General features: G+C 66.0%; 22 protein-coding genes. 4 read left to right on the top strand and 18 right to left on the bottom strand.

Annotated features, from left to right (window positions below):
• Positions 1-354 precede the first annotated feature (354 nt).
• Positions 355-1,479: an SLC13 family permease gene (locus tag ACHWUQ_RS22670; RefSeq protein ID WP_394682539.1), complete on the bottom strand. Its 1,125-nt coding sequence runs from the start codon at positions 1,477-1,479 to the stop codon at positions 355-357.
• Positions 1,480-1,615: 136 nt separating this feature from the next.
• Between ACHWUQ_RS22670 and ACHWUQ_RS22665 the strand changes: the two genes are divergently transcribed.
• Positions 1,616-2,326, top strand: coding sequence for a nitroreductase (locus ACHWUQ_RS22665; protein ID WP_312530188.1), 711 nt, complete (start codon positions 1,616-1,618; stop codon positions 2,324-2,326).
• A gap of 14 nt (positions 2,327-2,340) precedes the next feature.
• On the opposite strand, the gene ACHWUQ_RS22660 is transcribed toward ACHWUQ_RS22665, so the two are convergent.
• From ACHWUQ_RS22660 to ACHWUQ_RS22635, 6 genes are read right to left on the bottom strand one after another with little or no spacing between them, the layout of a single operon-like run.
• The gene (locus ACHWUQ_RS22660; protein WP_394682538.1) at positions 2,341-3,534 is read right to left on the bottom strand and encodes an AAA family ATPase; all 1,194 of its coding nucleotides are present in this window, start codon (positions 3,532-3,534) and stop codon (positions 2,341-2,343) included.
• A 4-nt stretch (positions 3,535-3,538) separates the two neighbouring features.
• On the bottom strand, positions 3,539-4,732 hold the full coding sequence (locus ACHWUQ_RS22655) for a beta-ketoacyl synthase N-terminal-like domain-containing protein (RefSeq protein ID WP_394682537.1): 1,194 nt from the start codon (positions 4,730-4,732) through the stop codon (positions 3,539-3,541).
• 14 nt (positions 4,733-4,746) lie between these two features.
• Complete coding sequence (locus ACHWUQ_RS22650) at positions 4,747-6,252, bottom strand: AMP-binding protein (RefSeq protein WP_394682536.1); 1,506 nt, start codon at positions 6,250-6,252, stop codon at positions 4,747-4,749.
• Complete coding sequence (locus ACHWUQ_RS22645) at positions 6,249-6,845, bottom strand: biotin transporter BioY (protein WP_394682535.1); 597 nt, start codon at positions 6,843-6,845, stop codon at positions 6,249-6,251. Before ACHWUQ_RS22645 ends, ACHWUQ_RS22650 begins: the two co-directional genes overlap by 4 nt.
• A 46-nt stretch (positions 6,846-6,891) precedes the next feature.
• On the bottom strand, positions 6,892-7,485 hold the full coding sequence (locus ACHWUQ_RS22640; protein WP_394682534.1) for an energy-coupling factor transporter transmembrane component T: 594 nt from the start codon (positions 7,483-7,485) through the stop codon (positions 6,892-6,894).
• A complete protein-coding gene (locus tag ACHWUQ_RS22635; protein ID WP_394682533.1) occupies positions 7,485-8,267 on the bottom strand; it encodes an energy-coupling factor ABC transporter ATP-binding protein in 783 nt (260 codons plus the stop codon). Before ACHWUQ_RS22635 ends, ACHWUQ_RS22640 begins: the two co-directional genes overlap by 1 nt.
• A gap of 680 nt (positions 8,268-8,947) precedes the next feature.
• Between ACHWUQ_RS22635 and ACHWUQ_RS22630 the strand changes: the two genes are divergently transcribed.
• Together ACHWUQ_RS22630 and ACHWUQ_RS22625 are read left to right on the top strand one after the other, a co-directional pair.
• Entirely contained in the window at positions 8,948-9,115 is a 168-nt protein-coding gene (locus tag ACHWUQ_RS22630; RefSeq protein WP_239812372.1) for a hypothetical protein, read from the top strand.
• Between the two features lie 256 nt (positions 9,116-9,371).
• Entirely contained in the window at positions 9,372-10,208 is an 837-nt protein-coding gene (locus ACHWUQ_RS22625) for a MetQ/NlpA family ABC transporter substrate-binding protein (RefSeq protein WP_394682532.1), read from the top strand.
• A 37-nt stretch (positions 10,209-10,245) separates the two neighbouring features.
• Here the strand turns inward: ACHWUQ_RS22625 and ACHWUQ_RS22620 are convergent, their stop codons facing one another.
• From ACHWUQ_RS22620 to ACHWUQ_RS22575, 10 genes are all read right to left on the bottom strand, one after another.
• Positions 10,246-11,463, bottom strand: a complete 1,218-nt coding sequence (locus ACHWUQ_RS22620) for a leucine-rich repeat-containing protein kinase family protein (protein ID WP_394682531.1) — start codon at positions 11,461-11,463, stop codon at positions 10,246-10,248.
• Between the two features lie 69 nt (positions 11,464-11,532).
• Complete coding sequence (locus ACHWUQ_RS22615) at positions 11,533-11,919, bottom strand: copper-binding protein (RefSeq protein ID WP_312462447.1); 387 nt, start codon at positions 11,917-11,919, stop codon at positions 11,533-11,535.
• 38 nt (positions 11,920-11,957) lie between these two features.
• The gene (locus tag ACHWUQ_RS22610) at positions 11,958-12,488 is read right to left on the bottom strand and encodes a DUF411 domain-containing protein (protein ID WP_239812368.1); all 531 of its coding nucleotides are present in this window, start codon (positions 12,486-12,488) and stop codon (positions 11,958-11,960) included.
• 2 nt (positions 12,489-12,490) lie between these two features.
• Positions 12,491-12,994: a plastocyanin/azurin family copper-binding protein gene (locus ACHWUQ_RS22605; RefSeq protein WP_394682530.1), complete on the bottom strand. Its 504-nt coding sequence runs from the start codon at positions 12,992-12,994 to the stop codon at positions 12,491-12,493.
• Positions 12,995-13,010: 16 nt separating this feature from the next.
• Positions 13,011-14,396 (bottom strand): multicopper oxidase family protein, encoded by a 1,386-nt coding sequence (locus tag ACHWUQ_RS22600; RefSeq protein ID WP_394682529.1) that lies wholly within the window; start codon positions 14,394-14,396, stop codon positions 13,011-13,013.
• 1 nt (position 14,397) lies between these two features.
• Positions 14,398-15,852 (bottom strand): TolC family protein, encoded by a 1,455-nt coding sequence (locus ACHWUQ_RS22595; protein WP_394682528.1) that lies wholly within the window; start codon positions 15,850-15,852, stop codon positions 14,398-14,400.
• On the bottom strand, positions 15,849-16,211 hold the full coding sequence (locus ACHWUQ_RS22590; RefSeq protein WP_394682527.1) for a hypothetical protein: 363 nt from the start codon (positions 16,209-16,211) through the stop codon (positions 15,849-15,851). Before ACHWUQ_RS22590 ends, ACHWUQ_RS22595 begins: the two co-directional genes overlap by 4 nt.
• A 77-nt stretch (positions 16,212-16,288) precedes the next feature.
• Positions 16,289-16,771 carry a hypothetical protein gene (locus tag ACHWUQ_RS22585; RefSeq protein WP_394682526.1) on the bottom strand — a complete coding sequence of 161 codons (483 nt, stop codon included), beginning with the start codon at positions 16,769-16,771 and terminating at the stop codon, positions 16,289-16,291.
• 92 nt (positions 16,772-16,863) lie between these two features.
• Positions 16,864-18,114, bottom strand: a complete 1,251-nt coding sequence (locus ACHWUQ_RS22580) for an aspartate aminotransferase family protein (RefSeq protein ID WP_394682525.1) — start codon at positions 18,112-18,114, stop codon at positions 16,864-16,866.
• 23 nt (positions 18,115-18,137) lie between these two features.
• Positions 18,138-19,274: a phosphotransferase gene (locus ACHWUQ_RS22575; RefSeq protein ID WP_394682524.1), complete on the bottom strand. Its 1,137-nt coding sequence runs from the start codon at positions 19,272-19,274 to the stop codon at positions 18,138-18,140.
• Positions 19,275-19,553: 279 nt separating this feature from the next.
• Between ACHWUQ_RS22575 and ACHWUQ_RS22570 the strand changes: the two genes are divergently transcribed.
• Positions 19,554-20,225, top strand: coding sequence for a GntR family transcriptional regulator (locus tag ACHWUQ_RS22570; RefSeq protein WP_239812360.1), 672 nt, complete (start codon positions 19,554-19,556; stop codon positions 20,223-20,225).
• A gap of 36 nt (positions 20,226-20,261) precedes the next feature.
• Here ACHWUQ_RS22570 and ACHWUQ_RS22565 read toward each other — a convergent pair whose 3' ends face one another.
• Positions 20,262-21,605, bottom strand: coding sequence for a HipA domain-containing protein (locus ACHWUQ_RS22565; protein WP_394682523.1), 1,344 nt, complete (start codon positions 21,603-21,605; stop codon positions 20,262-20,264).
• Positions 21,606-21,671 lie beyond the last annotated feature (66 nt).

Here is a 21,671-nt window from a genome sequence, read left to right as displayed (position 1 = left end):
GGTACGCCATATCACCGATGTAGCAGCAGTCGGAATCTCGATAGAGACCTCAGCTCTCGATAAGGGCATCAAGAAGCTAGACGAGTTAACTCAGCAAGGGCCCAGAAAGCCGTATGTTCGGGCCGGTCGTTTGGTCAACAAAGCAGCTCGTTATTCCGATAGAACGGAGCAAGAGATTTACGCACTTTACTGTCCTAAAGGCTTGCGAAGTTGAGACAGGTCTTCGCGTCACCAAACCCGCAGGCGGCCGCATGAGCTCCGCAAAGGCGAAAGCCCAGCAATCGCGAATTGCGACGCTTTCTGGTGAACCAATTAAAGGTATTGAATGACTCGGTATAAAGGTTAAACGCTTTATCACCCCAAACGCAGCAACGCCGCCGAAGCTGCGCACACCAGCAAAAACGGAATGCTGATGCGATGAAACTCCCACAAACCATTGGGCAGCCGGGCCAGGCGCAGCGCGATCAGGTTGGCCAGCGAGCCCAGCACGCAGCCAAAGCCGCCGACGCTGACCCCAGCGGCCAGGGCGGGCAGGTCGCGTACGGTGCCGTCCAGCAAGATGGTGGCGGGCACATTGCTGATGACTTGTGAGGCCACAATGGCGGCCAGGTAGGCGCGCCAGCCCTCGGCAATCGGCCACTGCAGCAGCAGCGTTTGCATGGCGGGCAACTCTGCTACCTGGCGCAGCACCACAAACATCAGCGCAATGGTGGCCAGCAAGGCCCTGTCCACGCCGCGCAGCACCCGCGGTGCTGCCAGTGCAAACACGCCAAAGACGAGGCCCAGGCCGGCTAAGGTCCAGTGGCGCTCCAGCGCGATGACAAAGGCCACAAACAGCAACACGGCCATGGTCAGCAAACGGGGCTGCACAGCGGTGGGTGCTGCCGCTGGCTTGAGCGTGATGGCCGTGCGTGGCACCAGCCACCACACTGCCGCAAAGACCCAGGCCAGCATGATGGCCACGGTCGGGCCCATCATCGCCATAAAGCCCAGAAAGCTCTCGCCAGAGCGGTGCCAGAGGTAGAGGTTTTGCGGGTTGCCGATGGGGGTGAGGGCGGAGCCGGCATTCACCGCCAAGGCCTGCAGCACCACCAGCCGCGCCAATGGCAAATGGGCCTGGGCTGCCAGCACCGCCGTCAGCGGCACCAGCAGGAAGAGGCTGACATCGTTGGTCACCAAGGCCGAGAGCAGGGCAGCCGTTGCGGTGAGCAGCAGCGCCAGGCCGCGCAAGGTCGATACCCGTGTCAGCAGCCGCTGCGCGGTGGCTTGCAGCATGCCGCTGCGCTCGACGGCCTGGGTGATCGCCAACAGGCCCGCCAACGCGCCAATGGTCTGCCAATCGACCAGCGCCATGGTCGCCTGCGGGCTGCGCGGCTGCCAGGCGGCGAAACCTATCGCCAGGGCCAACAAAATCCAGAGCAGCATATTGCCGCTGGGGGCGTCTTGCGGCGAGTCAGAAGAGGGAGAGGAGGTCGTCATAGCGGTCGCCGAGGAAGAACACTCCGGCACGGCGGAGAAGTGGATGGATTGTGCTGCAAGTCGGTGCTGCCTGCGCGCCTCAACGCGGCTGGATGGCAAATTCAGGAGCCCATTCACTACAATGGCGGCCACTGCCATGAACAAGCCCCTGTCTCCATCTCTCATCCGAACCGCATCAGCATCAGCATCACCCAACAGCGCACAGCTGCGCCGTTCGGTGCGCGGTTTTACCTCGCAGCCGGTGGCAGATGCGCTGCTGCGCGATTGCCTGCAGGAAGCGCGGCGCGCGCCCAGTGGTGCCAATTTGCAGCCTGGCTACTTCTGGCAGGTGTGCGGCGCGCGGCGCGAGCAGCTCACCAGCCGTCTGCAGCAGGCCTATGAGGCGGGCGCCCAAGAGGCGGAGGATTACGGCTATTTCCCCAACCCACTGCCGCTGTCGCTGCGCAAGCGCCAGGTCGCAGCCGCCCAGGCTTTGTATGGTGCGCTGGGGGTGGAGCGGGGCGATGCAGCGGGGCGGGGCGCGCAGTTCGGGCGCAACTTTCGTTTTTTTGATGCACCGGTGGCCCTCATCATCACCATCGACAGCGGCTTTGGGCCGGGCGGCTATATGGACCTGGGCATGGCCATCTACGGTTTGATGCTTGCAGCCCAGTCACGCGGCTTGGCGACCTGTGCCATTGGGGCCATGGCCTCCTACCCGGGCCTGATTCGCGACGTGCTGGCGCTGCCCGCCACGCAAACCGTGGTCTGCGGCATGGCGCTGGGCTACGAGGATACCGCTGCCGCAGTGAACCGGACATTGACGGCCCGTGCCGAGCTCGACGCGTACTTCCAACGGCTGGACTGAGGCCGAGCGTCTGGCTAGCGCTCATGCCATTGCCAGCGCGGCAGCTCGCTCGCCGGGATATTGGCGATATGGGTCTCGCCCAGGTTCTTTTCCAAATGGATGGCCTGGTAGTCCAGCTTAGCGGCAGCGTCTTCCAGCGCGGCCAGCAGGCGGTGGGCGTGGGTGACGACGATCACCTGGGTCTGGCGCGCAGCCACGGCGACCAGGCGGCCCAGCGCGGGCAGCAGATCGGGGTGCAGGCTGGTTTCCGGCTCGTTGAGCACGAGCATCTGCGGCGGGCGCGGCGTCAGCAGCGCGGCAATCCATAGCAGATAGCGCAAGGTGCCGTCCGACAGCTCATTGGTGTGCAGCGGGCGCAGCAGGCCGGGCTGGTGCATCAGCAGCGCCAGGCGGCTGCCGTCCTGGTGCACGGAGATCTTGGCGCCGGCAAAGGCATCGTCCACGGCCGCCATCAACGCCTCATGGTCGCCAATGGCGGTGATGGTCTCCCATGCGGCGGCCAAGTCCGCGCCATCGTTGCTGAGCACTGGCGTGTAGGTGCCCAGCTGCGGCTGGCGGGCAGGGGCATCCACATCGCTGCGGAAATGGTCGTAAAAACGCCAGGAGCGCAGTTGCTCGCGCACCGTCAGCATCTCCGGCGCGGCAACCGGATCGACAAACTCGGTCAGCATGCTGGCCCAGCGCGGGACAGGGCGCTCCACTGGCAACCAGCTCGCTGCACTGCGGTCACCTCCGCGCAACCGCAGTTGTGCGGCCTGGCGTTCCACCAAGGTGGCGCTCGGGCGCCACAGCGGCCCAGCCCAGAGCGCTTCGTGCTTGATCTCCGGGTCATGTGCAAAGGCTTTGAGAATCGTTGAGGGCGTGGGCATGCCAATATCGATCGCGTAGCCGAAGCCGTCTTCATCCGACGCGAAACCCAACTGCAGCTGCACCGGTTTGCGCCGCACTGTGCCTTGCACCGGTACGTCGCCACGGCGCATGCGTGCGGTGATTTCTTCCGGCCCGGCCCACAGTGTCGACGCCAGCCCGCCCTCGCGCACCAGCGAGCGCACCACGCCGCCATGGGCGATATCGGCCAGCAGGCGCAGGGCCTTGTAGACGCTGCTTTTGCCGCTGCCATTGGGCCCGGTGATGACGGTAATCTGCCCCAGGGGCACCAGCAGTTGGCGCAAGGAGCGGTAGTTGGCGATGGCTAAGGTGCTGAGCATCCGGTCAATATAGCAGCGGCGCCTGGCGCACCAGGGCCGCGCTGCCCAGGCCACCGGCACCGGCGGCGGCAGCAAGCCCGAGGGCGGCAGATGTGCCCGCCGTTGCCTGCAAATCAGCCAATACGCGGACCAACGCGACAGCGGCCGATGCCCCAATCGGGTGGCCGCGTGCGATGCCGCCGCCATGGCGGTTCAGGAGGCTGGCATCCGCATCCTGGTCTTGCAGCAGCGCCTGCCATTGCAGGCCTTGTACCGCAAAGGCGTCATGCAACTCGATGGCAGTCAGCTTCGGCCAGTGCACTCCCTGGCGCTGCAGCAAGGCCTGCGCAGCGTCAAAAGCCAGCACCAAGGGCATCGCAGGGGAGCCGCCCTGCGACCGGTGGCCCAGCCATTGCGCGCTGGGCTCCAGGCGCCAGCGGCGGCAGGCCGCTTCGCTGACCAGCAGCACCAGCGCCGCTGCGTCGGCCTTGGGGGAGATGGCGACCGTGCTGACGGCATGCGCGCGGCGCGCCTCATCGGCCATGCCGGCATCGGTTTGCGCCACTACCGGCATGCGGTCCAGCTGGCGCTGGCTCAAGGCGCGCGGAAAGGGGTCTTGCACCACACCCGCCACGGGAATGATCTCTTGCAGCATCACCGCAGCGCTTGCCAGCGCACGTGCATGGCTGGCGGCCGCATAGCCGTCTTGTACGGCGCGGCTGTAACCCGCACTGGCGGCATAGCGGGCGGCGGCCAGCAGCAGATCCGGGTCCTCATGCGGTGGAGGGGCAAACGGCGGGCGCTCATAAGGCACGGCGCTGTCACCGGCTTGCAAGGGGCGGGCCGCGCGGATGGGGGCGCGGCTCCAGGCCTCAGCACCGCCGGCCACCACCACCTCGGCCTGCCCGCTGGCGACCAGGCTGGCGCCCAGCGCGATAGCGTCGAGCCCGGCGCAGCACTGTGTATCGACCGAGTAGGCGGCGCAGTGCAGCGGCAGCTGGCCCGCCAGCGCCAGCATGCGTGCCGGGTTGCCACCAGCACCCAAGGCGTTGCCCAGCACGACGGCATCCACAGCATCTGCCGTCAGCCCGGCGCGTTGCAGCAGGCCTTGCAGCACAGGCGCGGCAATCTCATGCGTGTGCAGATGCTTGAACGCGCCGCCCACCGGTACGACGGCGCTGCGCGCATGGCTGGCGATAAAGACGGGTGGGTTGGGCATGGTGGCGCGCGCGATCAAGCGGTTTTGTCGGCACTCGGCAGTGCTGCTGCCAGCCATTGTGCAAGCATGGGGTGGTCCGTCTTGCCGCTGGCCGTCTGGGGCCAGGGCGCGGCGCTGAACCAGCGGCGTGGGCACTTGTGTGCTTCCAGCCGGCTGCGGCACCACTCGGCCAGCTCGCGGGCCAGCGCGGCATCGGCCAGCGGCTGCAAGCCTGCGGCCGGCAGCGCGGCAGGGGCAGCGTCTGCTCCATCACGCAATTGCAGCGCCACCCAGACCTGCTTGCCGCGCAGCGCATCGTCGACGCCATGCACCGATGCCGCAGCCACGCGCGGGTGCTCGCAGAGCACCGCCTCCACCTCTTCGGGGAACAGGTTCTTTCCCTGGGTAACGATCATGCGCTTCTCGCGCCCCACCAGGGTCAGCATGCCTTGCGCATCGAGGCTGCCCATATCGCGTACGCTGAGCCATTCGCCGTCGCGCAGTGCAGCCGTCGCATCCGCCTGCGCGCCCACATAGTCGGTAAACAGCATGGGGCTGCGCAGCCAGATGGTGCCCACCTCACCGTGGGGCAGCGGCTGCAGCCTGGCATCGCGGATCTGCAACTGCACATTGCTGAAGGGCCGGCCCACCACTTGCGGTGCGGTGTCCGCGTGGGCGTCCATCCAGGCGATAAAGCTCGCCTCGGAGGCGCCATAAAACTCCACAATCCGGGCGTTCGGGAACAGCGCCTGCAGCGCCGGCGTGTGCTGGCGCATCCAGCGCGCACCGCTGATCATCAGCAGCGCCAGCGAGGTGATCGGCGCCAGCGCGCGGCGCTCGGCCAGCTGCAGCATCACAAGCAACTGGCTGGGCACGGCGACGAGGCAGGGCGTCGCCCGCTGGCGCAACGTGGCCAGGCACTGGCTGGCAGAAAAGCGCGGTTGCAGCTGCGTGCCGCCACCCGTCCAGATGCCTTGCAGCGCACCAAACAAAAACAGCGAATGCGACAGGCTGCCTGGCGCCATCACGCAGCCGTTCGCGGCCTGGCCAAAGCTGTCCACGCAGACGCGAAAGCTCTCGCTCCAGGACTGGTGGTGGCGCCTGAAGCCCTTGGGCAGGCCCGTGCTGCCCGAGGTAAAGCCAATGTAGAACGGCTGCAGCGCGGCATCGCGATGGTCGTCACTGCGGGGCGTGGCGGCCAGCGCATCGATCCATTGCTGCGCCTGCGCTTGCTGTGCGTGTGACCAGGCCCTGTCGCCCAGCGCCGCGCAGCGGCCGCTGGCATTGGTGGCCAAAAAATCGGTAATCAGCGCTGCCGGCGGCTGGCTGGCATCCAGCAAGCGGGAGTGGGGGGCATTCTGGGCCTCCAGGGCCTGGGCGTGTTGCTGCACGGCGGCATGCAGATCGGCAAAGCCAATGCGTTGCTGGCCGTCATCGATGGCAATGGCTCCGGGCCGCTGCTGCGCCCAGTGGGCCAGCGGGCCATGCACCAGGCGTTGCCAGCCGGCCAGCGGGGCCGATGGCGCTTGCGAGCCGCTCACAGGCGGCGTCCGCCAAAGCGCCAGTCGGGCAGGCCGCGCGCCACCGTGTGCACCATCAGTGCCACCAGCACGCACTTGACCAGATCCCCCGGCACAAATACCAGGGTGCCTATTGCCGCCTGCACAAAGCTCAGCTTGGCCAGCAGCATCAGGCCCAGCACCCCGAACACATGGACGACCACGATTCCGCCCAGCACCGAGGCCACAAAGGCACAAGTGGCCAGCCGCATGGGCGATGACGGGCCGGTGCCGGCCAAGCTGCGCATCACCAACCCGGCAACCGCAGCGGCCAGCGGGTAGGAGAGGAGATAGCCTGCAGAAGGCAGGAAAAACACGCCCATGCCGCCCCGGCCGCCCGACAGCAACGGCAGGCCCAGCGCGACCGCCGCGAGAAACAGCAAAAGGGCCTGGAAGCCCATCGCGGCTCCCAGCATGCAGCCGGCCAGCATCACGCCCATCGTCTGCGCGGTAATCGGCACGCCCAACGGCAGATCGATTTTGGGAATCAGGCCGAAAGCGGCCATCAGCGCGGCAAACAGGGCCACCAGGGCTATGCGCTGAGCGCGGGTTTCGGTGCGGTGCTCGGAGGTCATAGGCATGTCCGTGTCTTTCAAAAAAGGGGATGAGGGCGCAGCGCTGCTAGAGCTTGAGACGAATGGCCAGCGCATCGGCCACCTTGCGGGCGGTGATGAGCATATGAATGGTGAGAGGTGCCAGCAAACGCCAGCCGCCCGCGCGGCCGGTGCGCACCCGGTAGGCATCGGCCAGGCGCTGCCACTGCACAAAAAACTGCTCGGCAAAGCGCAGCATCAGCCCCAGTTGCAAGGCCAGGCGCTCCACCGGTACGCCCAGGCGGGCGAGCGGCGACAGCAGCCATTCGGCCACACCCAGCAGATCGCCAAAACGGGTGGTCGCCGTCAGCATCGCGCCCAGCATCGTCGTGCTGACCAGGCGCAGGCCGCTGGCCAGGCCCAGCCAGGGCTGGCCGGTCGCCGCATGCAGGCCGCCCACCAGCGCGGACGCCAAAACGGCCACCACTACCAGCCGGCGCGTGGGGCGGGAGGCTGCGCCCAGGCTGGCGTACAACAAGACAATCGCCGCAAAGGCCAGCGCTTGCAGGCGCAGATCGCTGAGCGCCAACAGGGCGATGCTGCTCAAGGCCAGCAGCAGGAGCTTGAGCCCGGCAGGCAGCCGGTGCATCCAGCTGGGGATGTCGCTGTAGAGTGTGCCCATCACTGCGCCCCTGGTCGGGTGTGGGCAGCGGCTGCTGTTGCTGCTGCTGCATCCAGGGGCTGGCCCATGCGCGCCTGCACGTCGGCCTCATAAGCCGCGCAAACATCGGCCCCCGGGCCATCGCCGCGCACTTGGCCATGGTCCAGCCACAGCACGCGCTCAAAGTGGCGCACATGGTCCAGCACATGGGTGGAGATGATGACCTGGGCGGGTGCAGCATCCAGCTCACGCGCCAGGCGTACCTGGCCAGGCAGATCCAGGCTGGCAAAAGGCTCGTCGAGCAGCATCACCTGCGGAGCCGCCATCAGCATGGCCAAAAAACAAACCTGCTGGCGCTGGCCCTGGCTCAGGCCACTGACGGCGCGCGGCGCCCAGTCTGCCAGGCCCCGCGCCGCCAAAAAATCCCGTGCCTGCACGATGGCTGCCTTGCGGGATACGCCCCGGTATTGCAGGCTCAGGCCCAGCTCCTCCTCCACGGTCGGGAAGATGATCTGGTCATCGGGGTTCTGGAACATCAGGCCGACAACGCCGGGCAGTTGCTCGCGCTGGCGTTGCACATCGCATCCTGCGACCTGCACGCTGCCCTGGTAGGCATGCTCCAGCCCGCACAGCAGCCGGAACAGGCTGGTCTTGCCAGCACCGTTGTCACCGATCAGCCCGATGCGCCGCTCGGTCACCTGCAGGTTGAGGCCCTGAAACACCGTCTGTGCACCGCGCTTGAGGTGCACATCGCTCAGGCGGATGTCTGCCACGGAAACGGTGTGGGCCAAGGAGGGTGTCATGTCAGCATTGCAAGGCAGGGCGCAAGCCGCTGCCGCTGGTTTCAAAAAATACACGTGCTCGCCTTCGCAAGGGGCGGTAGGGGTGGCAGGTTTGGTACCCCATCGCCTGTGCCGGTGGTGGCCGCGCGGCGGGTGGGCGGGTCTGCCTGTCACGGGTAGCAAAGCCCATACGGACGCGGCTTGCGGGCGTCCTGCAGAGCGGTGCCGTATTGTCGCACCAAGCGCAGGCCCGGTGCAGGGGGGCGGAGGGGCGCAGCCGGTGACCGCTGCCCTGGTTTGGGCCCGTGTTTTGCACGTGGTTGCCAGATGTTGAGGCACAGATGTCGGCAAGTTCGCCTAACCATGCGGCAACATGCTGGCTCTGGCGACCACCACGCATGCCGACAGGCAGACGCCCGATATCAAAAAAGATAGCACCGGATGAGATGGACAAAGGGCTTGTGTAGATCTGCCTTCTGGAGCGCAGATCGACTCCCAAAAAGTGCCAAGCTGCTTGTGGGGTTATCAGCCCGTTTCCGAGGCGCCGTGTTCAAGAAATCGCTGTACAAGCACAGAACTTTTCTGACAGACACCGGGGAATCCCCATGGTGCAATAGAGACATTCCACAGTTCCCATCCCATGTCGGGGTGGTAGAGGCCTCTGTTCAGCAGTACCCGTCTCGGTGGAAAGGAGGTTCACCATGTTTCACCACCACAGCCATTGGTTAGATGCAGCCTCTTTTATTGCCTTGGTGCTGGCCGTATTGCTGGCATTCATGTTGACGATCTGGCCCGTCACCACGGCGGCGGCCGCAGACTCTCTGGCACATATGCTGCAAGGCATGATCCAGGTCTGGGACCGCCCCTGAATTCTTAAGCGCTCCGGTCGATGCCTGATGGCACCGGCCGTTTCATGACGAGCCGCCTGTTTTCGCGACAGGCGGCTTTTTGCTGGATGCGTCTGAGACACTAGCTCTATATATGCGTTTGGAATGAGCTGATTTCGATAATTTCTGAGTGAAAGGTAGTAGGCAGGTTCATACTCGCTGCTTTGCTGCGGTTCCGATAAAGCGTTGAAACGTTTTGTCGGGTCAGCAGCTGTTTTCTGATTGCTCGGAGTTTCTGATGTCCGCTCGTTTTTCCTTCGCCGCTGGGCGCCGTGCCGTGATGGCTGGCGCTGCCCTTGCTCTGATCGCTGCTGTGTCTCTGCCTGCCATGGCACAGGATGCGGCCAAGAAGAGCCTGAAGATTGGCGCTACCGCCGGCTCCAACTACGACCTGCTGCAAAAAGGCATCCTGCCGCAGCTGGAGAAAAAGGGCTACCAGATCAAGCTCATCGAGTTCAACGACTATGTGCAGCCCAACCTGGCGCTGTCCGATGGCTCGCTGGACGCAAACTTCTTCCAGCACCGCGCCTATTTTGACCAGTTCACCACCGACCGCAAACTGGCGCTGACGGCCATCGTGCAAGGCCCGGTGGCACCGATGGGCGTGTACAGCAAAAAGCACAAGACCCTGGCAGATATCCAGACCGGCGCCAAGGTGGCCTTGCCCAATGACCCGAGCAACCTGGCGCGTGCACTGCTGGTGGTGCAGCAGGCAGGCCTGGTCAAGGTGAAGGAGGGTGTGAACCCGGCCCGCATCTCCGAGCTGGACCTGGCCGCGAACCCGCACAAGCTCAAGTTTTTGGTGCTGGATGCAGCCCAATTGCCGCGCGTGCTGGAAGATGCCGATTACGTGGTCGTCAACGGCAACTTTGCCGTCTCTTCGGGCCTGAAGCTGAGCGAAGCCGTGGTGCTGGAAAACACGCCCGACCAGTACCTGAACGTGGTCGCCGTCAAGACCGGCAACGAAAAGAGCGCTTGGGCCCAGGACCTGGCTGCCGCCTACCGCTCGCCTGAGTTCAAGGCCGTGGTGGACAGCCAGTTCCCCGGCTACGCCAAGCCTGCTTTCCTGAAGTAAAGCATTGCGCCCGTTGCGCCCGGCGCGCCGGGCGCAGTCAGTGCGTCCGCGCCTGCACCTCGGCTTCCAGATGCTGCAGCGCGCGCAGCTCCATCTGCTGCAACTGCTGGCGCTGTGCCGCCGGCAGCTCGCCCAGCATCGATGCCGCCCCCAAATCGCTCAGCACCGCATCGCCGGTGGCTGGGTTCCACAAGATGTTGTGGGCATATACATCCCCATGCAACATGCCGTGGCCATGCAGATGCGCGACCGCGCTGCGCACTTGCGCCAGCATGCGCTGCGCGGCAGCCGTGGAAAACCGGGCACCATCGGCATAGACATCACGTGTGCAGCTGGCCAGGCTGGGGGGGCCCGCCAGCGGTTGCAGGCCGGGCGGCAGCAATGGCAATACCATCGCCAGTTCTTGTGAGCTGGCATGCACATCCGCCTGCAAAACCGCCAGCGGTGTCAGCAAATGTGGGTGCTGTCCCGCTGCCAGACCCGCCGCCATTTCTGATTGGGGCGTGCCGTCGCTGGTCTGCCCCGCCTTGAACACTTTAAGCGCTACATCGGGCCCACCATCCACAGCGCTGGCGCGGTAGATGTGGCCGCTGGCGCCCTGGCCCAGCAGCTCCTGCCGCTGTAGATCGTCACCGCGCCAAGCCGCTGCCGCGTTGGCCTGCAGCACCTGCTGCTCACTGTGCAAGGTCATCGGGTTGCCGGCCATCGCCAGCCAGGCCAGCGCTGGCATGGCCAGCACTTCGGGCGGCAGTGCCGCAAAGCGGTTGCCGGCCAGGCGCAGCAGCTCCAGCCGGGGGCTGTGGGCCAGGCCGCTTGGCAGGCTCTGCAGCTGGTTACAGGCCAACATCAGCTTTTGCAGGCGGGGGCGCTCGCCCAGGGTATCGGGCAACTCCGTGATCTGGTTGTCGGTCAGGATCAGCCAGCGCAACTGCGGCGGCAGACTGTCGGCCGTCACCGTGCGGATCTGGCAGGCTTTGAAGCCCACCATCTCCAGCCGGGGCATGCGGCCTAGCACGCGCGGCAGTTCGGTGAACGGGTTGTTCGACGCAAACAGCACCCGCAACTGGCTAAAACGGGTCAGGTCATCGGGCAGGCTGGAGAGCTGGTTGCCGCTGAGGTCGAGCATTTCGAGGGTGTCTGTGAGCGCAAAAAGCTCGCGTGGAAACTCGCGCAGATCCGCAGCTAGCTTGATCTGGCGGGCGCCGCGCAGCGCACCGCTGTGCAGCTGCTCTTGAAGGGCTTGAAGGCTTTGCATGGCTGCACAGTGTAGGTGCTGGCAGCGCATGCCCGCCCCAGATCTGGTGTGATCTGGGGACCGCAATGATCAGTCGGCCCGCTCAATGCGGGTGATCATCAGGCTGCCGCCTTCATCCTGCACATGAAAGCGCACCTTGTCGCCCGCGTTGAACTGCGCTATTTGCGTGGCGTCCTTTAACCCGAACACCATGGTCATCGGCGGCATGTCCAGGTTCTTGATCTCTGCATGGCGAATGGTCAGCTTGCTGGCGCGCTTGTCCACGCGGGTGATCTCGCCTGCGGTCATCACCGCATCGGCGGCTGTGGCTGCCATGGGTGAGGATGCCGGTGCTGCGGCCGCAGCCGGTGCGGCCCCGCCATGGCTGGCGTGGTCGGCGTGGTTCTGGGCCAGAGCCGGGCTCAGCAGGCTGCAAGCCAGGGTCAACGCGGCCAGGGTGGTGGTGGTGTGGTTCATGTCATGCTCCAAATGTCAATGCCAAAAGATCCGCGCGCTCAGTCGCGGTAGGCGCTGAAAACGCGGGTGGTGACGTCGCTGCCCGCGCCAGTCCTGGTGACCAGCAGCACATCGAACGGGTCTTTGCGGCCGCCGTAGGCGGGGCCGTCCATGCCGGGGCTGCCGATGGGCATGCCCGGCACCGCAATGCCCAGCGCCTTGGGCTTTTGCTGCAGCAGCTTGCGCACATCGGCAGGTGGTACATGGCCCTCCACCAGGTAACCGCCTACCAGCGCGGTATGGCATGAGCCCAGCCGTGCAGGCAGGCCCAGCTGGGCGCGCACGGCGTTGTTGCCGCTGTCGTGGACTTTGGCGCTAAAGCCGGCTTGTTCCATCAGCGCGATCCAGTCCTTGCAACAGCCGCAGTTCGGGTCTTTCCAGACTTCGATGGGGGTGGGTGCTGGCTGGGCCGCCAGCGCGGCCTGGCCGGTGGCTGCGGCAGTGGCCAGACCGGCTGCCAGCATCTGCAGGGTGCGGCGGCGGTTATAGGCATGGGGGTTGCGCATGGTGGGCTCCTGGCTGTGGTTCATCGTCATTCCGTTACCGTGAAGGAGCCCGTCATCCCCGCCTGGTAGTGGCCGGGGATCAGGCAGGCAAAGTCAAAACTGCCGGCGCGGTTGAAGTGCCAGACCAGGTCCTCGCTTTTTTGCGGCGCCACATGGGCCATGTAGGGCTCGGCATGCTCCATGCCGGGGTACTTCAGCATCATTTGCGCGTGCTGCGCGAGCGAGGCCTTGGTGCCCAGCACCACTTCGTGCATCACCTGGCCCTTGTTGATGACGCGTAGGCGCAGGGTTTCGCCCTTTTTGACGCTGAAGTGCGCGGGCGAGAAGCGCATGTCATCACCCATGTTCAGGTCGATGCTGCGGCTGGCCTGCCTGGCATCGCCGGCAATGCCCCAGTCCTTTTGCACTGGGGGTGCGGGGCGAGATGCTGCCTCTGTGGGTGCAGTGGCGTGGCTTTCATTGCCGTGTGCAAAGGCGGTGCTGGCGCTGGCCAGCAGGGTGCATGCCAGCAGGTGGGAAATAGTTTTCATAGGGTCACTCCGGGGTTCAGTGGTTGGCATGGCCGCTGCCAGCGGCGGGCTTGTGGACGCTGGGCGCACCGGGCGCCGTGCCGGGCAGGGTCTGGCGTGGCGCCTGCGCGTCCAGCGGCGCGCCTTGCCATTCATAGGCCACGGTGCCTGGAGGCTGCGCATACCAGCCCGGGTCGCGGTAGTCCTGCGCGGCCAGCCCTTTGCGCACCTTGAAGGTGGTGAACATGCCGCCCATCTCGATGTTCCCGAAGGGGCCCTTGCCGGTCATCATCGGGAAGGTGTTGTCGGGCAGCGGCATCTGCATGGCCCCCATATCGCCCATGCCGCGCTCGCCCATCAGCATGTAGTCGGGGACGATCTTCTGGATCTTGCCGACCAGGCCTTTGTGGTCCACGCCGATCATGGTTGGCACATCGTGGCCCATCGCACCCATGGTGTGGTGGCTCTTGTGGCAGTGAAAGGCCCAGTCGCCGGGCTCGTCGGCGATCAGCTCGATCTGGCGCATCTGGCCCACGGCCACATCGGTGGTCACCTCGGGCCAGCGCGCGCTGCGCGGCACCGGGCCGCCATCGGTGCCGGTCACCTCAAACTCATGGCCATGGATATGGATGGGGTGGTTGGTCATGGTGAGGTTGCCCACGCGGATGCGCACCCGCTCGCCCAGGCCGGCCACCAGTGGCGTGATGGCGGGAAAGGCGCGGCTGTTGAAGGTCCAGATGTTGAAGTCCGTCATCTCGGCCACGCGGGGTGTCATCGCGCCGGGCTCCACCGCATAGGCGCTGAGCAGGAAGGCGTAGTCGCGCGCCACATCGGCGATCTGCGGGTGGCGGCCCTTGGGGTGGGTGATCCACAGGCCCATCATGCCCATGGCCATCTGCACCATCTCGTCCGAATGCGGGTGGTACATGAAGGTGCCGGGGCGGCGCGCATCGAACTCATAGACAAAGGTCTTGCCTGGCGGGATATGGGGCTGGTTGAGCCCTCCCACGCCGTCCATGCCATTGGGCAGGCGCTGGCCATGCCAGTGCACGGTCGTGGCTTCGGGCAGGCGGTTGGTGACGAAGATGCGCACCCGGTCGCCTTCCACCACCTCGATCGTGGGGCCGGGTGACTGGCCGTTGTAGCCCCACATGTTGACAAAAAAGCCCGGTGCCACCTCGCGCACCACGGCCTCGGCCACCAGGTGGAACTCTTTGACACCAGCGTTCATGCGCCAGGGCAGGGTCCAGCCGTTGAGGGTGACCACCGGCTGGTAAGGCCGGCCATTGGGCGGCGCCAAGGGCGCGACGGTATCGGCGCTGGTCTGGATGACGGGCTCGGGCAGGGCAGCCATGGCCACCGGGCTGACGGCGGCAGCCGCCACGGCCGAGGCGGCGCCGGAGAAGAATTGACGGCGTTGCATATCAGTGGCCTTGGGGTTCGGTTGCGGGAGCGGCAGGTGCTGCAGTGTTGCGGGCAGCGCGCACATTGGCGCCTGCCGCTTGCGGCGATGTACCGCTGAGCGCCAGTTGCAGATCGGTCTCGGCGAGCCAGAAGTCGCGCTGCGCCTCGGTCGCCGTCAGCACCGCCTGCGTGGTGCTGCGGGCCTGGGCCAGCAGCTGCCAGACGCTGACAAACATGCCGTTGTAGCGGTAGATGGTCTCTTCCTGCACCAGCTGGGCCAGGGGCAGCACTTCGGTCTGCTGCTGGTGGGCCAGATCCCAGGCAGTACGGTAGGCGCGCCAGCTGCTGCGGGCCTCGCTGCGGGCCCGGATGGCGCTTTCACGCAGCTGCGCCGCATTGGCCTGCACCTGGTGGCGCGCCATGCTGCTGGCCGCTGACCCCCAGTCGAACAGCGGCAACGGCACATCCAGCTCCCAGCCCCGCGTGCGGTCCTGGTGGCCGCTGTCCCGCTCGGTGCTGGTAGTGCGGCTGTAGGTGGCGCCAATATCGCCAAACACCGCGCCGAGGGTGGCCCAACCCTGGCGGTCGGCGCTGACCTCCAAGTTGCGGCGCAGCGCGCCCAGGTCCAGGCGCTCGCGCAGCGCCGTGGCCTCGGCATCGTCACCGCTGCGCAGCTCGCTGGCCGCTTTGGGCAAGGGGGGCAGCGCCTGGGGCAGCACAAAATCCAGCTGCGAGCCCCACAGGCCCATGCGCTGGGCCAGTTGCTCACGCGCCTGTTGCGCGGCCAGCGCGGCCCGCGCCAGTTGCGCAGCGGCTTGCTGCTGCTGGGCCAGCTCGCGTGCCTGGTCCAGTTTGCTGAAATTGCCCACCGCCGCCATGCGCCGGGCCAGCTCGCCGCCCAGTGCGGCTGCCTCGTGCATGCGGGTATGGGCAGCCAGAGCTTGCTCGGCGGCCACGGCGTTGAGCCAGGCGCGGCGCGTGTCGGCCGCAAGCAGCAAGGTTTGCTGCGCCGCTTCCAACGTGGCCTGCTCCATCTGCCAGCCTTGCCAGCGGCTGCGCCAGGGCAGGGTCAGCAGATCGACCAGGCCAAAGCCCAGCTTGCGTTCAAGCTCCCGCTCATGGCCATTGCGAAACCAGCCCAAGGTCAGACTGGGGTTGGGCAGGGTGATGGCCTGCACGCGCTGGGCATCGGCAATGCCCAGTTGCGCCAGCTGTGCCTGCAGACCGGGATTGTTCAGCAGCGCGATGCGCACGGCGGTGTCTGCATCGACCGGTTGCTGCAGCCAGGCGTCGATCTGCATCTGCGCCGATTGCTGGCCCTGTGCATCGGAGGCGGGCAGTTGGGCCTGGTCGGGCAGGCGCCCTTGCAGCCGCTGGGCAACATCGCTGCGCAGCCCATCGGGCGAGACGCTGGCGCAGCCGGCGAGCAGCAGCGCGGCGGCGAGAGTGGAAAGGCGAAGGCTCAGACGCTTCATCGCGGGCCTCCTTCGCCGTGCTGGCCATGGGCGCTGTGTTCGCCATGCGCGCCATGGCCGGGCAGCGCCGTTGAGCCGGCCGGTATGGCCTGGGCGGCGCCCGGGGTGGCCTGGGATTTTTCCCAGGCGACAACATCGGCATGGCCGCGTGCAAACGCGCCTACGGCCGCATTGGCCTGGCGCCAATCACTGGGCGCATTGACGATGCTGCCGCCGCTGGCGAGCGGCCGGTGCTGGAGCGCCGATGTGGGCGCGTTGGGGTCGGCGGGGGCCGGAGCCACCGTTTGGGCAGATAGCCAGCTGGTGACAGCCAGCCCGCCCGCACCGGCAAGCCAGCGCAAGACATGCGCAGTGCGCATAGGGTTCTCCTGAAAGCGTGGTCAAAGCAGACGCCTGCACGGCAGCTGCCATGCGGACGCACCTCGGGTGTCAGCGATCAGGAAATGGGTGGTTTGGAGACTTGGGCGAGCAGCGCGCTGGCAAAGGGCGCGCTGCCGCTGGCACGGGCCAGCAAAGAGGCGGGAAGGGCAGCAAAGCCCGCTTCGTTGAACAGGTCCACCGCCGAGTGGCAGATGCCACAGGCCGAGCAGCTGGCGCCATGCTGGGCCGGGTCATGCTCGCTGTGTTGGCCATGGCTGTTGTGGTCACCATGGCCCGTGGCATCGATCCCGGTAGCGCAGTGGCTGGGGGTTTGGATGGCATCTGCTGTGCCATGCTCGGCATGGTCCAGCATGCAGCTGGCGTGGTGTTCGGCCAGCGCCACAGGCATGACCGGTGCGACGATGCCCATGGCCATGGCGTCGCCCATGAGGCCGCGCAAGGCCAGCATCAGCATCAGCAACAGGGACAAACAGGCACGCATGGTGGGGTCAGACAGCGCAGGGTTCGGAAAGTTCCACAGCGGCTGAGTGTAGCGCAAGCTGCACGCCAGCGGTGCCAGCGGTGCCAGCGGTGCGGGCAAAGCGTGGCCGGACGGCGGTGCCACTGCTCGGCCGCTCCAGCAGGCAGTCCTCAGGCCCGTGCGCGCAAGGCCTCGTCGAGCGCCGAGGTCAGCAGATCGGCATGCTCGGTCTCAAAGGGTAGTGGCGGGCGGATCTTGAGGGTATCGCCCAGCGGGCCGCTGGTGCTGATCAGCACGCCCGCCTGGCGCAGGTGGTTGACGACAGCGCTGGCCAGGCTGCCGCTTTGCAGCTGCACGCCCCAGTACAGGCCTTCTCCGCGTATCTGCGTAATGCTGGCGTGCTGCGCCGCCAGCGACTGCAGTGCCTGCTGCAGATGGCCGCCCACGCGGCGCACATGGGCGGGGGCCTCCATGCGCTCCAGCTCGTCGAGCACGGCCATCGCTACTGCGGCCGATACCGTGTTGCCGCCAAAGGTGTTGAAGTAGCGGCAGCGCTTGCCAAATACCTCCATCAGCGGTGTCTTCAATACCAGTGCGGCGATCGGGTGGCCATTGCCCATCGGTTTGCCCATGGTCACCATATCGGGCACCACCGATTCGCGGCCAAAGGCCCACCAGCGGCCTGTGCGGGCAAAGCCGCCTTGCACCTCATCGGCAATGAAAAGACCCCCGCGCTTGCGCACCGCCTGGGCAGCGGCTTGCAGGATGGGCGCGGCATCGATATGCACGCCATCGCTGGCAAACACGGTGTCGAGCAGCAAGGCGCTGACCGGCGTGCCCCGCGCCTGCAGCGCGTCGGCCGCAGCATCCACGCGCTGGGCAAAGGCAGCGGCGGCGGCCTGCGCATCCATGCCGTGGAAGGCGGGCGGGTCGATGACTTGCACATGCGCTGCCGGCGGGCACAGCGACGGCGAGCACTGCGCCAGCGCCATGGTTACGCCGTGGTAGGCATGGCGGGTGATGACCAGGCCCTGGCGGCCGGTATATTCCTGCGCCACGCGCAAGGCCAGGTCATTGGCTTCGCTGCCGGTGCAGGTGAAGACGCTGGTGTCCAGCGCGGCCGGAAACAGCGCCCGCAGGCGCTCGGCCAACTGCACCACGTTGTCATGCAGGTAGCGGGTATGCGTGTTGAGCAGCCGGCTTTGGGCAATGAGCGCCGCGTTGACCGCTGCGTTGGCATGGCCGACCACCGGCACATTGTTGTAGGCATCCAGGTAGCGGCGGCCCCCGGCATCGAACAGCCAGACGCCTTCGCCGCGCACCGGGTGCAAGGGCTCGTCGTAGAACAGGCGGTAAGAGGGGCCGAGCGCGCTTTGGCGGCGCGCCAGCAGGCGCTGGTCGTCTGCGGAAAGGGTTGGCATGGCGTGGTGCTCCAAAAGTCGGGTCAGGCAGTGGCCGGGGTGGTTGCGCTGCTGGCTGCGCGCTCAGCGGCAGGGGCGGCATGGCGCTGCAGCCAGTCGCCAATCATGTGGCTGAACAAGGCCGTGGCGGTGGCCTGGCTGCGCAGGATATAGACGCGGTTGTCCGGGTAAAGGCGGGCGCGCCAGGCGGTGATCACCATGCGCTGTGTGAGCCGGGCCAGGATCAGATCGGGCAGCAGCGCTTGCTCGGCAGCCGTCAGCGGCAGCAGGCTTTCATAACCGGTCCGCATCGACGCCAGCGCAGCGTCGGGCCTGTCCGTCAGCGGCATTTGGTACGAGGCGGCAATGGCCAGATCGGCCACGCGCGGGGCCAGCAGCATGTCGCCAAAATCCAGCACGCCGGCAATGCCCAGGCCATCGTCGCTGCTCAGCAGGTTGCTGGGGGAGAGATCGTTGTGGATGGTCTGCACCGGCAGCGCAGGTCCCTGCTGCGCCATCCGCTGCTCAAAGGCCGTCCAGAATGCGGCAATCTGCGTGCGCAGTTGGGCGTCTTCTACCACCTCCAGCCAGGGGCGCAGCAGCGGAGCGCGGCGTGCATCCCATAAAAAAGGGCGCTCGGTAGCAGGGTGGGCAAAGTCTGCCATGGCTCCATGCAACTGGGCAATCGCCCTGCCGCAGGCCTGCCAAGCGCTGGTATGGCGCTGCAGATCGCTGCCCGCCTTGCCATCGAGAAAGCTATAGCAGCGCACCCGCAACAGTTCACCGGTGGGGCTGCACCAGTCCAGCCAATCGGTGCTGGCGATGCTGCTGGCAGCGGCAGTGCGTCGCAGCGGGTAGTGCAATGGCACCGGCACGGCGCAGCGGCCTGCCAGGTGCTTGAGCACTGCGATCTGCATCTCTGTCTCCGCCAGTGATTCGGCCGTGCTGATGAATTTGAGGGTTACGGCGCTGCCATCGTCCGAGCGGATCACAAAGTTGCGGTCCCGCTCACCGGACAGGGCTTTCGCTTTGCCTTGAATGCCATAGGCCTCACGGGCCAGGGCCGTCGCCTGTTCTGCGCTGACTTGGGGCACCGCCGTCAGAAAGGCTTGGCTGGCTTGTGCCAGGGCATCGGGTTCATCAGGCGGGGCAGAGGTAGTAGCTGGCAGAGGGCGTTTCATGGCGGCGGCAGGTGGTGCGAGGCGGGAGGCGGGAGGCTTTGGCAAAGAGGGTGCGGATGGCTTGCGGCCAGGTCAAAGTGGCAAGGTATTAATTTGATGTTTGATGCATCATAAATGGAATGGGTTGATTGGAACAGCAACCATGAAGGTAGGCATCCGGGTAAACCTGAGTGCGCGCACTTTTGCTTATGATGCATCTTGCAGTGTGGGTCGGCGCAAGGTGTGCATCGTTTTTGCCGACTGCAGTGCCTACAAGAACACCAGCGGGAGCAATGGCAGATGGCAGAGCGATTTGAGAGTGTCAACACCGAGAGCAAGGGCGAGCAGATCTACGCCCAGCTGGCGCAGGCGCTGGTCAAAGGGCAGCTGCTGCCGGGCGAACGCCTGAAGATACGCGAGCTGGCCGCGCAGATGGGCACCAGCGTGACGCCGGTGCGCGATGCCATCCTGCGGCTGGTGCAGCATGGGGTATTGGTGATGCTCAGCCCCCGCGACATACGGGTGCGGCGCCTGACCTTGGACGAGTACCTGGAGATCCGCAATATCCGCGTCGAGCTCGAAGGCATGGCCGCCAGCCAGGCGGCCCTGCGTGCCACCGCCGACGAAGTGCAGCGCCTGGCCGAGCAGGTGCAGCACAACGAAGAGGCCGTGCGGCGCGGCGACATCGCCCAGGCCATTGCGCTGAACCAGGATTTTCACTTTACGCTCTGCCAGCTGGCGCGCATGCCGTTGCTGTCCGAAATCCTTTACGGCCTGTGGCTCAAGATGGGGCCGCTGATTGCCCAGAGTTACAGCGAAGGCGGCCGCAGCATGATCGACCACCACTACCCCGTCGTCGAGGCCCTGCGCCGCAACGACCCACATGCTGCGCGGGTGGCGATTCAGACGGATTTGCTGTCTGGTGGGCAGTCGATTTACGAGCGGTTTGGGCAGGCGGAGGCGGGCCGGTAAGCCCTGCAAGCCATAACACCCAACCGTTGAGCCGGCTTACTGCGCGGGCAGCAGCGGCGCTGCAAACGCCCGCGCCACCTCGCGGTTGCGCGCCGCCAGCTCGCGCATCGCCTCCGAGATTGGCGCCGCCAGCTGGGCATGGCTGGCAGCCTGCCAAAACGCATCGGCGGCGCGGGCCGCCAGGCTCCAGACCTGGGGCACGGCGCCGATGGTGCTGACCTGGGGCTCGATCGGCACCAGCGCCGGATCCAGTCCTCCGCCAATGGGCGCGTAACGCATCGGCAGAATGTCATAGGCCGGTGCGATGCCCAGGTATTCGCCATCGTCGCCGATCAGCAGCGAGATGTTTTCAAAATGGCGGTCGGTGTTGCCGATCAACTCGCTGAACGCAGCCATCACGGCCACACGCTGGGCGTGCGGTGCGCTGAAGTAGTCCGCGTGCACGCAGCGTGCAGCGAACTCCGGCCACGTATCGCGCGCACCAAAGAACTCGTCATCCACGGCGCCTGCCGAGAGCATGCCCAAGCGTCCTTGTTGGCCCACGCGGTCAAAGCGCTGCACTTCCAGAAAGACATATTCGTCTGCCACGAGGATCTGGGTCTGGGCGGCGGGCACCCCGACATCGGCCAGTGCCGACAGTGCCAAATGCTCCAGCGGCAGCAACTCGGCCATGCGGCTGCCCAGCCTTGCGAATTTGACGATGACCGAGCCCGAATCCTCGGCCACCCAGAGGAACTTGGGCTGCTCGCCGCCGGCGCTCGACCCATAGGATTCATGCTTGAGTTGCTGTGCGAGCCCCACATAGATGCCGAGCTTGTCCTGCGGCTGCTGGCGTGGCTGGCGCAGCAGATCCAGCTCGCGTTGCAGAGGCTGGTCGCCAAAGATCAGGTTGCCCGGCAGGTTCAGCCCCTGGGTAAACAAAAAGGCGATGCGGTGGTCGTCGCTCCAGTCGTTGAGGCTGGCCGGAAAAGGCTGGTTGCGCGCAGCGGTCTGGGCCAGTTGGCGGCCCAGAAAACCTGAGGGAGCCGCGAACAGCATATAGGGCGGCAGGCCCTCGTAGAGGCGAATGGCGCCTGCCTCCTGGCGCTCCAGGGTCCCTCCGCCGGCAAGAAATTCCAGATCTGCATACGGAACGATGTGGCCGGTCGACAGAAAGCGATAGACACGCTGGCGCGGGTTGAGCCCCAGCGGCAGCTTGCGCAACCACCCGTATTGGGGTGTGCGCTGTCCCGGTTCGCGAAACATGCTGACCGCAGCGGATAGTTCGCGAATAGTTCGAGACAGAGTCGGCTGGCTGACGCCCAGCGACTCCAGCAACTGCTGGCCCGAGCGCGGTCCACCGGCCAGTGCGCGTTGAATGGCCTGGTGAAGATCGGTCATCGGAGATCGAAGGGGGGCAGACATGAGGGGAGTGCTGAATAGATCAAGAATTTTATATGAATATGA

The organism is uncultured Comamonas sp. (assembly GCF_964277875.1).
In the GTDB taxonomy this organism is placed as follows: domain Bacteria; phylum Pseudomonadota; class Gammaproteobacteria; order Burkholderiales; family Burkholderiaceae_C; genus Comamonas; species Comamonas sediminis.
The sequence above is the reverse complement of the archived record's forward strand: the minus strand, read 5'-3'. Positions and strand labels throughout refer to the sequence as shown.